Origin of the sequence: Luteimonas sp. MC1825 (assembly GCF_014764385.1) — a bacterium.
Taxonomy (GTDB): Bacteria; Pseudomonadota; Gammaproteobacteria; order Xanthomonadales; family Xanthomonadaceae; genus Luteimonas.
Genome location: NZ_CP061714.1, coordinates 2581695 through 2594695, shown reverse-complemented (window position 1 = coordinate 2594695; position 13001 = coordinate 2581695). Strand labels below are relative to the sequence as shown.

10 protein-coding genes are annotated in these 13001 nt (G+C 71.1%); 8 read left to right on the top strand and 2 right to left on the bottom strand.

Annotation, left to right across the window (positions count from 1 at the left end):
- Both IDM46_RS12150 and IDM46_RS12145 read left to right on the top strand, forming a co-directional pair.
- Entirely contained in the window at positions 1 to 3153 is a 3153-nt protein-coding gene (locus IDM46_RS12150) for an efflux RND transporter permease subunit (RefSeq protein WP_185115866.1), read from the top strand.
- Entirely contained in the window at positions 3146 to 4600 is a 1455-nt protein-coding gene (locus IDM46_RS12145) for an efflux transporter outer membrane subunit (RefSeq protein ID WP_185115864.1), read from the top strand. Before IDM46_RS12150 ends, IDM46_RS12145 begins: the two co-directional genes overlap by 8 nt.
- Before the next feature lie 76 nt (positions 4601 to 4676).
- On the opposite strand, the gene IDM46_RS12140 is transcribed toward IDM46_RS12145, so the two are convergent.
- Positions 4677 to 5858 carry a TerC family protein gene (locus tag IDM46_RS12140; protein WP_185115862.1) on the bottom strand — a complete coding sequence of 394 codons (1182 nt, stop codon included), beginning with the start codon at positions 5856 to 5858 and terminating at the stop codon, positions 4677 to 4679.
- A gap of 161 nt (positions 5859 to 6019) precedes the next feature.
- On the opposite strand from IDM46_RS12140, the gene IDM46_RS12135 reads away from it, so the two are divergent.
- Positions 6020 to 7537 carry a glucan biosynthesis protein G gene (locus tag IDM46_RS12135; protein WP_185115861.1) on the top strand — a complete coding sequence of 506 codons (1518 nt, stop codon included), beginning with the start codon at positions 6020 to 6022 and terminating at the stop codon, positions 7535 to 7537.
- Entirely contained in the window at positions 7534 to 9429 is a 1896-nt protein-coding gene (gene mdoH, locus IDM46_RS12130; protein ID WP_223877971.1) for a glucans biosynthesis glucosyltransferase MdoH, read from the top strand. Before IDM46_RS12135 ends, mdoH begins: the two co-directional genes overlap by 4 nt.
- Positions 9430 to 9511: 82 nt before the next feature.
- On the opposite strand, the gene IDM46_RS13605 is transcribed toward mdoH, so the two are convergent.
- Positions 9512 to 9877: a hypothetical protein gene (locus tag IDM46_RS13605; RefSeq protein WP_185115860.1), complete on the bottom strand. Its 366-nt coding sequence runs from the start codon at positions 9875 to 9877 to the stop codon at positions 9512 to 9514.
- Between the two features lie 325 nt (positions 9878 to 10202).
- Here IDM46_RS13605 and IDM46_RS12120 point away from each other — a divergent pair, with 325 nt between their 5' ends.
- The 4 genes from IDM46_RS12120 to IDM46_RS12105 all read left to right on the top strand — a co-directional run bounded on the left by IDM46_RS12120 (position 10203) and on the right by IDM46_RS12105 (position 12992).
- The gene (locus tag IDM46_RS12120) at positions 10203 to 10475 is read left to right on the top strand and encodes an energy transducer TonB (protein WP_185115858.1); all 273 of its coding nucleotides are present in this window, start codon (positions 10203 to 10205) and stop codon (positions 10473 to 10475) included.
- Positions 10476 to 10541: 66 nt separating this feature from the next.
- Positions 10542 to 11210, top strand: coding sequence for a dienelactone hydrolase family protein (locus IDM46_RS12115; RefSeq protein ID WP_185115856.1), 669 nt, complete (start codon positions 10542 to 10544; stop codon positions 11208 to 11210).
- Between the two features lie 4 nt (positions 11211 to 11214).
- Entirely contained in the window at positions 11215 to 12267 is a 1053-nt protein-coding gene (locus tag IDM46_RS12110; RefSeq protein WP_185115854.1) for a histidine kinase, read from the top strand.
- Positions 12264 to 12992 (top strand): LytTR family DNA-binding domain-containing protein, encoded by a 729-nt coding sequence (locus IDM46_RS12105; RefSeq protein WP_182824454.1) that lies wholly within the window; start codon positions 12264 to 12266, stop codon positions 12990 to 12992. Before IDM46_RS12110 ends, IDM46_RS12105 begins: the two co-directional genes overlap by 4 nt.
- The last annotated feature ends 9 nt before the right edge of the window (positions 12993 to 13001 follow it).

Below are 13001 nucleotides of genomic sequence, written 5' to 3'. Positions count from 1 at the left end.
ATGGCTCGTTTCTTCATCGATCGCCCCATCTTCGCGTGGGTCATCGCGATCATCATCATGCTTGCCGGCGTGCTCGCGCTGACCTCGTTGCCGATCTCGATGTACCCGACCGTGGCGCCGCCTTCGGTCGAGGTGCGCGCGACCTATCCGGGCGCGTCGGCCAAGGTGGTCGAGGATTCGGTGACGCAGATCATCGAGCAGAACATGAAGGGCCTCGATGGCCTGATCTATTTCTCCTCGAAGTCGTCATCCAACGGCATGGCGCAGATCACGCTGACGTTCGACAGCGGCACCGATCCCGACATCGCCCAGGTGCAGGTGCAGAACAAGCTGCAGCTGGCGATGCCGCTGCTGCCGCAGGACGTGCAGCGCCAGGGCGTGAACGTCTCCAAGTCGACGTCGAGCTTCCTGCAGGTGGTCGGCTTCGTGTCCGAAGACGGCAGCATGAACGCCAACGACATCGGCGACTTCATCGGCACCAACATCGTCGACCCGATCAGCCGCGTGCCGGGCGTGGGCACCACCCAGGTGTTCGGCGCCAAGTACGCCATGCGCATCTGGCTGGATCCCAACAAGCTGCACACCTACGCGCTGTCGGTGGCGGAAGTGACTGCTGCCATCCAGGCGCAGAACGCGCAGGTCGCCATCGGCCAGCTGGGCGGCGCGCCGTCGGTCGAGGGCCAGCAGCTCAATGCCACCATCAATGCGCAGGACCGCCTGCAGACACCGGAGCAGTTCCGCAACGTGGTGGTGCGCGCCGAAGCCGACGGTTCGGTGCTCAAGCTGGGTGACGTGGCGCGCGTGGAGATCGGCTCGGAGACCTACGAGTTCATCAGCCGCTACAACGGCCAGCCGGCCAGCGGCCTGGCGATCTCGTTGGCAACGGGGGCCAACGCGATCGAGACCGCGGCGGGCGTGAAGCAGGCGCTCGCCGAACTCGAGCCGTACTACCCCGAGGGCCTGGTGTCGGTGATTCCCTTCGACACCACGCCGTTCGTGCAGGTGTCCATCAAGGGCGTGGTCGTCACGCTGATCGAAGCGATCGTGCTGGTGTTCCTGGTGATGTACCTGTTCCTGCAGAACTTCCGCGCCACGCTGATCCCGACGATCGCGGTGCCGGTGGTGCTGCTGGGCACGTTCGCGGTGCTCGCGGTGCTGGGCTTCTCCATCAACATGCTGACCATGTTCGCGATGGTGCTGGCGATCGGACTGCTGGTGGATGACGCCATCGTGGTGGTCGAGAACGTGGAACGCATCATGAGCGAGGAAGGACTCTCGCCGCTCGAGGCCACGCGCAAGTCCATGGACCAGATCACCGGCGCGCTGGTCGGCATCGGCCTGGTGCTGTCGGCGGTGTTCGTGCCGATGGCCTTCATGTCCGGCTCCACCGGCGTCATCTACCGGCAGTTCTCGGCGACCATCGTGTCGGCGATGCTGCTGTCGGTGGTGGTGGCGATCGTGCTCACGCCGGCGCTCTGCGCCACCATGCTGAAGCCCATCGAGAAGGGCGTGGACCACCATGGCACCGGCCTGGCCGGGCGCTTCTTCGGCTGGTTCAACCGCGGTTTCGACCGCACCAGCGGCAAGTACCGCGGCGGCGTGCGCCGCATGCTCGGCAGCCCGAAGCGTTCGATGACCGTGTTCGCGCTGCTGGTGGTGGTGATGGGCGTGCTGTTCGTGCGCCTGCCCAGTTCGTTCCTGCCCAACGAGGACCAGGGCGTGCTGATGGCGCTGGTGCAGACGCCGGTCGGCGCCACCCAGGAGCGCACGATCGAGGCGCTCAAGGAACTCGAGGACCACTTCATCGCGAACGAATCCGACATCGTCGAATCCGTGTTCTCGGTGCAGGGCTTCAGCTTTGCCGGCATGGGTCAGAACGCCGGCATGTCGTTCGTGAAGCTCACCGACTGGGGCGAGCGCAAGGAGGCGTCGGAGGGCGCGTTCGCGCTCGCCGGCCGCGGCATGGGCGCGATGAGCCAGGTCAAGGACGCGCAGATCTTCGTGTTTCCGCCGCCCGCCATGCCCGAGCTTGGCATCGGCGCCGGCTACACCTTCTTCGTCAAGGACAACGGTGCGCAGGGGCATGAGGCGCTGATCAATGCGCGCAACCAGATGCTCGGCGCCGCCAACCAGAGCCCGCTGCTGCAGGCGGTGCGCCCGAACGGCCAGGAGGACACGCCGCAGTTCCGCATCGACATCGATACCGAGAAGGCGAGCGCGCTCGGGCTGTCGGTGGGTGCGATCAACTCGACCCTGGCCGCGGCCTGGGGCAGCGCCTACATCGACGACTTCATCGACCGCGGCCGCGTCAAGCGCGTGTACCTGCAGTCGGATGCGCAGTTCCGCATGACGCCGGACGATTTCAGCCTGTGGTCGGTAAAGAACAACCAGGGCGAAATGGTGCCGTTCTCGGCGTTCGCCAGCTCGCACTGGGACTTCGGCTCGCCGCGCCTGGAGCGCTACAACGGCGTATCGGCGGTCGAGGTCCAGGGCGAGCCCGCGCCGGGCGTGGCTACGGGCGACGCGATGCTCGAGATCGAGCGCCTCGCGGCTGAGCTTCCGCCGGGCTTCGGCATCGAGTGGACCGCGTTGTCCTACCAGGAGCGTGAGGCGGGTTCGCAGACGCCGCTGCTGTACGCGCTGTCATTGCTGATCGTGTTCCTGTGCCTGGCCGCGCTGTATGAAAGCTGGACGGTGCCGACCGCGGTGTTGCTGGTGGCGCCGCTGGGCATCCTCGGCGCGGTGCTGGCCAACTCGATGCGCGGCATGGAGCGCGACATCTACTTCCAGGTGGCGATGCTCACCACGGTGGGGCTGACCAGCAAGAACGCGATCCTGATCGTCGAGTTCGCCAAGGCGAACGTGGAGCAGGGCATGGAGCTCATCGAGGCCACCATGCAAGCGGTCCGTGACCGGCTGCGCCCGATCATCATGACCTCGCTGGCCTTCGGCCTCGGCGTGCTGCCGCTCGCCATCGCAAGCGGCGCGGGCTCGGGCGCGCAGCGCGCCATCGGCACCGGCGTGCTGGGCGGCATGCTGGTGGGCACGCTGCTCGGCGTGTTCTTCATCCCCCTGTTCTTCGTGGTGGTCAACCGCCTGTTCAGCCGCAAGCAGCACGCACCCGTCGCCACTGGAGTCGACCAGCATGCATAAGCCACTGCACGCGAGCCTCGCGCTGGCCATCGCGCTGGCGGTCTCCGGCTGCGCCACGCTGGTGCCGGCCACCCCCGCCGCCGCACCCGCGATCCCCGTGGAATGGCCGCTGCCCGCGACCACGCGCGCGGGCCAGGCCGGCGCGTTCGCGCCGGCCGATCCGGCCATTGCCGCGCTGCCCATGGCCGATGTCGGCTGGCGCGACTTCCTCGCCGACCCGGCGCTGGAGGCCGTCGTCGCCCAGGCGCTGGACAGCAACCGCGACCTGCGCGTGGCGATCCTCAACGTCGAGCGCGCGCGCGCGCAGTACGGCATCCGCCGTGCCGACCGCATGCCGTCGCTCGGTGCCAGCGCCACCATGGAGCGCGTCGGCGGCGATGTGCCCGACAGCGAGTCGTACGTCGCGGGCATCGGCCTGGCGGCGTTCGAACTCGACCTGTTCGGGCGCGTGCGCAACCTTGGCGAGGCGGCGCTGCAGCAATACCTGGCCACCGCCGAGGCGCAGCGCAGCACCCAGCTGTCGCTGGTAGCCGAAGTCGTCGGCGCATGGCTGGCGCTGGCCTCCGACCAGGAGCAGCTGCGCCTGGCGGAATCCGCGCTGGAGACCTACGAGCGCACGCTGTCACTCACCGCGCAGCGCCAGGCGCTGGGCGCCACGTCGGCGCTCGAGGTGGAGCAGGTGCGCACCCAGGTGGAAGGCACGCGTTCGGATGTCGCGCGCCTGCAGGGCCAGGTGGCATTGGACCGCAACGCGCTCCACCTGCTGGCCGGCGCGCCGGTGCCGCCCGAGCTGCTGCCGCTGCGTGATTCAGGCGCCGTGGTCGGCCTCACCGCGCTGCCGGCGGGACTGCCGGCGGAAGCACTGCTGCGCCGGCCCGACGTGATCGCCGCCGAGCACCGACTGCATGCCGCCAGCGCCAACATCGGCGCGGCGCGCGCCGCGTTCTTTCCGTCGATCTCGCTGACCGGCAGCGTCGGCTCGGCCAGCGATGCGCTGTCGGGTCTGTTCGACAGCGGCACCAGGGCCTGGAGCTTCATGCCGCAGGTCAACCTGCCGATCTTCCAGGGCGGACGCCTGCGTGCCGGCCTCGGCGTGGCCACCGCCGAACGCGACATCGCGCTTGCGGAGTACGAAAGGGCGATCCAGGTCGGCTTCCGCGAGGTCGCCGATGCGCTGGCGCAGGCGGACGCGCTGGCCCGCCAGGTGCGTGCGCAGCAGGCGCTGGTTGATGCCGCCACGCGCGCCGAATCACTGGCGCAGGCGCGCCACGCGGCCGGTCTGGACAGCTCGCTGGTGCGGCTGGATGCGCAGCGCGCGCTGTACGCCACGCAGCAGGCGCTGGTGGCCACGCGCATGGCCGAACAACGCAACCGGGTCACCCTGTACAAGGTGCTCGGTGGCGGCTGGCAGGAGCGCTCGACGGTCGCAGCCGCGCGCGTGGACTAGGGCCCGACCACGCACACGGGCCAGTCACCGGCACGCCGCGCTTCACTGCGCGGTGTGGGTGCCGCCGTCGCAGGCCTCAGCCGCGCTGCGCGGCGTGCACGCGTTCGACGTCGTGCTGCAGCCGCTTCGGGTGGGTGATCATCGCCTTGAAGCGCGGCTCCAGCGCGTGCACGCGTGCCTCGGCCGCCACGACCTGCGCATGCAGGCGCGCGCGCTCGGCGGCGGGGGCATCGTCGCCGAGCGCAAGGTAGTCGCCCACGTGCCGGCGCAGTTCGGTGACCGCGGCCTTGGCCCTGCCCTTGGGGCTGAGCAGCGACGCGAGCACCGTGACCACCAGCAGCCCGACGATCACCACCAGTGACAGCCCGGTGCTGATCTCGATCACCGGCACCGGGTCGCCATCGTTGATGAACGGCAGGTTGTTCTCGTGCAGCGCGTGCAGCACCAGCTTGACGCCGATGAAGCCGAGCACCGCCGCCAGGCCGAGTGACAGGTACACCAGCCGCTCCAGCAGCCCGCCTACCAGGAAGTACAGCTGCCGCAGGCCGAGCAGCGAGAACGCCGTGGCGGTGAACACGATGTAGATGTTCTGGGTGAGGCCGAAGATCGCCGGGATGGAATCGAAGGCGAACAGGATGTCGGTGCCGCCGATGGCCAGCATCACCAGCAGCATCGGCGTGAGCGCGCGCTTGCCCTGCCAGGTGGTGAACAGCTTGTCGCCGTCGTAGTGCGGGCTGGAGTGGAACACCTTGCGCACCAGGCGCACCACGATGTTGGGCTTCTCGTCCTCCTCGCCATGGTGCTGCGGCTTGAGCAGGTTGCCCGCGGTGAGCAGCAGCGCCAGGCCGAACAGGTAGAACACCCACGAGAAGCGCTCGATCAGCGCCGCGCCCAGCAGGATGAACACCGTGCGCGCGATCAGCGCAAAGGTGATGCCGAACAGCAGCACCTTCTGCTGGTCCTCGCGCGGCACCTTGAAGCTGGCCATGATCACCAGGAACACGAAGATGTTGTCGACCGACAGCGCCTTCTCGGTGACATAGCCGGAGAAGTACTCCGCGCCCATCGTGGCACCGCCCCAGTACCAGACCCCCGCGCCGAACAGCAGGGCGATCCCGACGTACAGCGCGGACCACACGGCGGCTTCGCGCAGGCTGGGTGCGTGCGCCTTGCGCACGTGGAAGAAGTAGTCGAAGGCGAGCAGCGCGACGATCAGCGCGATCGTGGCTTCCCAGACGAGCGGGGAGGTGGTCGGCATGCGCGGCCCTGGTGTCGACGGAGGCGGGGATTTTCGCACGCGGGTGTGATGCGCCGTGTCGTGGCGCGCGCGGCGCCGGCGTCAGGGCGGCGTGAATCGCGGGGCAGCAGCACGCCCCGGTTCATTGCTACATTGCCGCCTCCGCCCCCCGCGCCGCGCCCTTGCAACGTCGACAACTCCTCCTCGCCGGGCTTGCCCTGCCGCTCATCGCCGCCCTGCCGGCGCCGGGCCGGGCGCGCGCGCCAGTGGCCGCCGCGGGGTTCGATGCCGGCACCGTGCCGGCCATCGCGCGCAGGCTGGCCGCCGCACCGCACGTGCCGGTCCCGCGCGCACTGCCGCGTGCCCTTGCCGGACTCGGCTACGACCAGTACCGCGACTACCGCTTCCGCGGCGCGCGCGCCCTCTGGCGCGACGACGGCCTGCCGTTCCAGCTGCAGTTCTTCCATCGCGGCTACATCTTCCAGGACCGGGTGGACATGCACCTCGTAGAGGACGACCGCACGCGGCCGTTCCCGTATGCGCGCGAGCTGTTCGACTTCGACCACGGCGTGCCGAAGCCGCCGGAAGGCGAGGACATCGGCTTCGCCGGCTTCCGCGTGCATGCGCCGGTGCAGCGTGCCGGCCATTTCGACGAACTGGCCAGCTTCCTCGGCGCGAGCTACTTCCGCGCGGTGGCACGCGGCCTTGGCTACGGACTGTCGGCGCGCGGGCTGGCGCTGGGCAGCGGCGACCCGGGCGCCGAGGAGTTCCCGGTGTTCCGCGACTTCTGGCTGGAACGCCCGGCCGCGGGTGCCACGGGGCTCGTGGTGCACGCACTGCTCGATTCGCCGCGCGTCGCCGGTGCCTTCCGCTTCGTGATCACTCCCGGCGACGAGACGGTGTTCGAGGTCGACGCGCGCCTGTACCCGCGCGTCGCGCTGGCCAATGCCGGCATCGCGCCGTTGACCAGCATGTTCGAGTTCGACGCGCATGACCGCGTCGGCGTCGACGACGTGCGCCCCGCGGTGCACGACTCCGACGGGCTGGCGCTGTGGACCGGTGGCGACGAGCAGGCCTGGCGTCCGCTGCGCAATCCGGCCTCGCTCGAGCACAGCGGCTTCCAGGACCGTGACCCGCGCGGCTTCGGGCTGATGCAGCGCAAGCGCGATGCCGGCGAGTTCCAGGACTTCGAGGCCGGCTACGAGAAGCGCCCGAGCTGCTGGGTGGAGCCGCTGGACGCCTGGGGCGCGGGTGAAGTGCACCTGGTGGAGATCCCCACCGGCGACGAGTTCAACGACAACATCGTGGCGTTCTGGCGGCCAGCCGAGCCGCTGGCTGCCGGCCGCGAGCATCGCTTCCGCTACCGCCTGCACTGGTGCCGCGACCACGCCTGGCATCCGCGACTGGCGCGCGTGGCGGCGACCCGCAGCGGCGCGCTGGATGCCGCCAAGGGCCGCCTGTACGTGGTGGATTTCGCCGGCGGCGAGCTCGATGGCCGCGCCGACGGCGTGCGCGTGCAGGCCAGCGCCTCGGCCGGCATGCTGCGCAACGCGGTCACCTACCGCAACCCGGATACCGGCGGCTGGCGCATGAGCTTCGAGCTCGAGCCCGGCGCGGCGCGCGCGATCGAGCTGCGAGCCTGGCTCGAAGACGACGATGGGCGGCTGTCGGAGACCTGGCTGTCGCGGTGGACGCCGTGAGCACAGCCCAGGTACCCGGCGCGACCATCCCCGGCAACCTGCCGCCGGAGTCGCCGCTGGCGATGCCGGTGCAGACGCTGGCCGCGGGCACGCTGCGCAGTCCGCCGTTCCCGACGCGGCCGCCGAACATGCGCTGGCGGCGATTCGCGGTGATCGGCAGCGCGGTCAGCGTGACCCTGTTCGCGGCCTACCAGATCTGGTGGCTGCTGCGCGGCAACGGTATCGATCCGCTGGAAGGCACGCTGCTGGTGCTGTTCGTGCTGCTGTTCGCGTGGATCGTGCAGGCGTTCGTCGGCGCGATCGCGGGCTTCGTGCTGGTGCTGCAGAAACGCCCTGCGCGGCTTGGCATCCGCCCCGGCGACCCGTTGCCGGCGCTGGCCTCGCGCACCGCGCTGCTGATGCCGATCTACAACGAGGAGCCCGGGCGGCTGATGGCCGGCCTGCAGGCCATGCACGAGTCGCTGGCCGCGACCGGGCGCCTGGGCCACTTCGATTTCTTCGTGCTGAGCGACACCCGCAGGCCGCAGCTGCAGCAGGAGGAGCGCGCCGCATTCGCCGCGCTGCGCGCGCGGCTGGGCGCGGAGGCCCGCGTGCACTACCGCCTGCGCGACGACAACAGCGAGCGCAAGGCCGGCAACATCTCCGACTGGGTGCGGCGCTGGGGTGGGGCCTATCCGCAATTCCTGATCCTCGACGCCGACAGCCTGATGACCGGCGACACCCTCGTGCGCCTGGCCGCGGCCATGCAGGGCCACGACGACGTGGCGCTGATCCAGACGCTGCCGGTGATCGTGAACGGCAGCACGCTGTTCGCACGCATGCAGCAGTTCGCCGGCCGCGTGTACGGGCCGGTGATCGCCTACGGCGTGGCCTGGTGGCATGGCGCGGAGAGCAACTACTGGGGCCACAACGCGATGATACGCACGCGCGCGTTCGCAGAATGCGCTGGGCTGCCGGAGCTCCGCGGGGTGAAGCCGTTCGCCGGCACCGTGCTCAGCCATGACTTTGTCGAAGCCGCGCTGCTGCGCCGCGGGGGCTGGGCGCTGCACATGATTCCCGCACTCGCCGGCAGCTACGAGGAAGGCCCGCCGTCGTTGACCGACATGCTGGTGCGCGACCGCCGCTGGTGCCAGGGCAACCTGCAGCACGGTGCGGTGCTGCCGGCGCGCGGCCTGCACTGGGTCAGCCGCTGGCACCTGTTGATCGGCATCGGTCATTACTTCACCGCGCCGATGTGGGCGATGCTGATGATCGTCGGCATCGCCATCCCGCTGCTGCACGCGGGATTCTCGTTCGGCCAGGTGTCGCTGGAGGGGTTCACGCCCGCCGGCTACTGGCGCGAGCAGGACGAGGACCGGTTCCTCGGCGTGTTCGCGCTGACCATGTCGATGCTGCTGTCACCGAAGCTCATGGGCTGGCTGGCCACCATGGTCGACCCGGTGATGCGCCGTGGCTGCGGCGGCGCGCTGCGCTCTGCCGCCGGCGTACTGCTGGAAACCCTGCTTGCGGCGCTGATGGCGCCGGTCACCATGTACGTGCAGTCGCGCGGCGTGGCCGAGGTGCTGGCCGGCCGCGACTCGGGCTGGGAATCGCAGCGCCGCGACGACGGCAGCCTGCCGCTGCGCGAACTGCTGCGCCTGTATGGCGGCATGACGCTGTTCGGCATCGGTGCCGGGCTTGCCGCGTGGATGGTGTCGCCGGCGCTGGCGGCGTGGCTGGCGCCGGTGGTGCTGGGCCTGGTGCTGTCGATCCCGATCGTCGCGCTGGGTGCATCGCGCGCCGCCGGCGCGTGGCTGCGCCGCCACCGTGTGTTCGCCACGCCCGAGGAACTGGCGCCACCCGATGTGCTGGTGCGCGCGAATGCGCTGCGCGCGGCGCCGTCGCGGGACTGAAGCGCGACTGCAGCGGCAGCGTCATCGATGCGGCCTAGGCTTGCCCCGTTAAGCCACGGGGGGCTTGGAAATGAGGCTTGGACTACCGGTTGCGGCGCTGGCCGCGGCCCTGCTTGCATGCGCCTGCCAGCCGCAGTCGCCGCCCGCCGCCGGGGCGGACGCGGTGGACGGTCCGGGCACCGCCACCGGTTCCACCGCGGCGCCGGCCGTGGACCTGTCGCGGCGGCCGATCGATGAGCTGAAGGCGTCGGGAAGTCGCGCGCTGCGCGAAGGCCGGCTGCATGCGCCGGCCGGCGACAGTGCCATCGAGTACTGGCTGGAAGCCAGGCGTCGCGATCCCGATGACGCCGCCCTCGCCAGTGCGATCACCGACCTGCAGCCCTACCTGCTGATCGCGTGCGAGCAGGCGATCGCGCGGCGCGACGTCGGCGCGGCGCAGCGGCTGCATGGCTTGATTGCCGCGAGTGATCCGCACGCGCCGGCCCTGCAGCGGCTGGCCGGCGCGATCGCCGGCGTGGAGGCCGATATCGAAGAAGGCGCGAAGGCCGCGCGCGAACAGGACATGCGCCTGGCGGCCGTGGAGGTGCAGCGCGTGCGCGCCGACGCCGATGCACGCGCTGCGGCCACGGTGCGGGGTGCGACACCTGCCGGAGCGGGTCCGACGCCCGCGCTGCCGCCGCCAGCAGCCCCGCAACGTCCCCCGCCGCTGGCGGACGGCGACGCCGGGCCTGCGCCGGCAGGGGCGTTGCCGCCTGCGGCCGAGCGCAGCCGCGGTGGCGGAGTCGCCCGCGCCGGTGCCGCGCCTGCTGCACCAGCCCGCGCCGCGGTATCCCGCGGCGGCGCTGAACCGTCGCGTCGAAGGCGCGGTGCAGGTGGGTTTCACCATCCGCCCCGACGGCTCGGTCACGGCCGCGCGCGTCGTCAGTGCGACCCCGCCCGGCGTGTTCGACCGTTCCGCGCTGGCCGCGGTCGGCGAGTACCGCTTCGCACCCGGCGGCAGCAGCGTGGCCTCCGCGATCACCGTGCGCTTCTCGCTCGACCAGTAGCCGCGGCGCGGCGGGCCCGGCGGGCGTGCCATGCATAATGGCGCGCCAACCCTGCCGAGCGCCGCCATGCTGCTGGACTGCATCGAACACGAGACCGGGCCGTCACCCGCATGGAGCGTGATCTGGCTGCACGGCCTGGGCGCGGACGGCAACGATTTCGCCCCCATCGTGCCGCAGCTGGTGCGCCGCGACTGGCCGGCGCTGCGCTTCGTGTTCCCGAATGCGCCGGTGCGCAAGGTGACCATCAACGGTCGCATGGCGATGCGTGCCTGGTACGACATCGTCGACGCCGACCTCGACCACCGCGCCGATGAAGCCGGCGTCGACGAATCGGTGGCGCAGGTGGAGGCGCTGATCGCGCGCGAGGCCACGCGCGGCGTGGCGCGCGGGCGCGTGCTGCTGGCCGGGTTCTCGCAGGGCGGGGCGGTCACGCTGGCTGCCGGACTGCGGAGTGCGGCGCCGCTGGCCGGGCTGGTGGCGCTGTCCGCCTACGTGCCGTCCGCGCACAAGGCCCGCAGCGTGCTTGCCCAGGCGGCCGTGCGCGCGCCGGTGTTCTTCGGCCACGGCAGCCAGGATCCGGTGGTGCCGTTCCAGGCCGGGCAGCGAAGCGCGGCGCTGCTGCGCGAGCTGGGCTTCGACGTCGACTGGCGCGCCTATCCCATGCCGCATTCGGTGTGCGCCGAGGAGATCGCCGATCTCGGTGACTGGATGTCGCGCCGCTTTACCGCGGGCTGAGGCGATGGGCGACCCGCGCGCCGACGAGCCGTGGTTGCCCGACCTGTGCCGCCTGCCGCGGCTGGGTGCGATGCTCGGCATGGCGCAGCTGGTGGTCGTGGTGGTGGTGCTGGTGCCCGACGCCGGCTCGCGCTGGGACCTTGCACGCGTGCTGTCGACCAGCGGGTTCGCGCTGTGGCTGGCGCTGTCGGTGTCGGTGCTGCTGTGCGTGTCGCGACGCACGCTGTCGCGCCTGCCGCGGCGCACCGGAGCGCTGGCGGCGGTGGCGCTGTCGGCGCTGGTCGCGGCGGTGGTGGCGGCGATCGTGCACGCCCTGTTCGCGAGCGTCGGCGATGCCGGCGGCTGGCCGTCATCGTTGCGCTTCGTCAGTGGATCGGCCGGCGTGGTCACGCTGATCACCGCGCTTGCGCTGCGCTACTTCTACGTCATCGACCGCTGGCAGGCGCAGCTCGCCGCGCATGCCCGCGCCGAGGCCGACGCACTGCAGGCACGCATCCGCCCGCACTTCCTGTTCAACAGCATGAACATGATCGCCACCCTGCTGCGCCGCGATCCCGACGTCGCCGAGCGCGCGGTGCTCGACCTGTCCGACCTGTTCCGCGCCGCGCTCGGCGCGGGCGAAGGTGATTCCTCGCTCGCCGAGGAAGTGCGCCTGGCCGAACGTTACCTGGGCATCGAGCAGCTGCGCCTGGGCGAGCGCCTGCGCGTGGAATGGCGCAAGGCCGAACCGTTGCCGTGGGACCTGGCGATGCCGCGTCTGGTGCTGCAGCCGCTGCTGGAGAACGCCGTGCTGCACGGCATCTCGCGCCTGCCCGAAGGCGGGACCGTGCTCATCGAGGCCGCCGTGGACGGCGATACCCTGCGCCTGCGCGTCAACAATCCGTCGCTGCCGCCGCACGTGCCCGGCGTGCACGGGGCCGGCCACGCGCAGCGCAACATCGCGCACCGGCTGGGCTATGCGTTCGGCCCGCGCGCGCGGATGACCTGCGGCTGGGACGCGGGCTACTATGCCTGCGAGCTCAGCCTGCCGCTGCAGCCCGCCAGGAGGACGCCTTGAAGGTCGTCATCGCGGACGATGAACCGCTGGCACGCGAGCGCCTGCGCACGCTGCTCGCCGCGCTCGACGGCATCGACGTGGTGGCCGAGGCCGGCGACGGACGCAGCGCGCTGCAGGCCTGCGCCGAGCACGAACCCGACCTGGTGCTGCTCGACATCGCCATGCCCGGCATCGATGGCCTGGAGGCCGCGCGCCACCTGGCCGCGTTCGAGCCGCGCCCGGCGGTGGTGTTCTGCACCGCCTACGACGCGCATGCGCTGTCGGCGTTCGACGCCGCGGCGGTCGACTACATCGTCAAGCCGGTGCGCCCCGAGCGCCTCGAGGCTGCGATCGCCCGCGTGCGCACGTTCACCGCCGGCCTCGAGCGCAGCCGCGCCGATGCGCCCGGCAAGCTCCGCACCCACCTCTGCGCACGCCTGCGCGGCAGCCTGCGCCTGATCCCGGTCGAGGACGTGCGCTACCTTCAGGCCGAGGAGAAGTACGTGGTGGTGCACCACGCGCGCGGCGAGGACCTGATCGAGGAGTCGCTGAAGTCGCTGGAGGAGGAGTTCGGCGAGCGTTTCCTGCGCATCCACCGCAACTGCCTGGTCGCGCGCCACGAGCTGGTCGAACTCAGGCGCGACCCGGAAGGCCACGTGCACGCGATCCTGCGCCACGGCGCCGAGCCGCTCGAGGTCAGCCGCCGCTGCGTGGCGCAGCTGCGCGAGATGCTGCGCGAGCGCTGAGCGGCGACA

Coding starts and splice junctions, on each gene's coding strand:
- IDM46_RS12140 (WP_185115862.1), bottom strand. CDS start 5,858: ATGCCGACCACCTCCCCGCTCGTCTGGGAAGCCACGATCGCGCTGATC.
- IDM46_RS13605 (WP_185115860.1), bottom strand. CDS start 9,877: ATGCAGCCGCTGCGCCGCGCCGACGTCGCGCCGCGCGATCGCCTGCTC.
- IDM46_RS12145 (WP_185115864.1), top strand. CDS start 3,146: ATGCATAAGCCACTGCACGCGAGCCTCGCGCTGGCCATCGCGCTGGCG.
- IDM46_RS12150 (WP_185115866.1), top strand. CDS start 1: ATGGCTCGTTTCTTCATCGATCGCCCCATCTTCGCGTGGGTCATCGCG.
- IDM46_RS12110 (WP_185115854.1), top strand. CDS start 11,215: ATGGGCGACCCGCGCGCCGACGAGCCGTGGTTGCCCGACCTGTGCCGC.
- IDM46_RS12115 (WP_185115856.1), top strand. CDS start 10,542: ATGCTGCTGGACTGCATCGAACACGAGACCGGGCCGTCACCCGCATGG.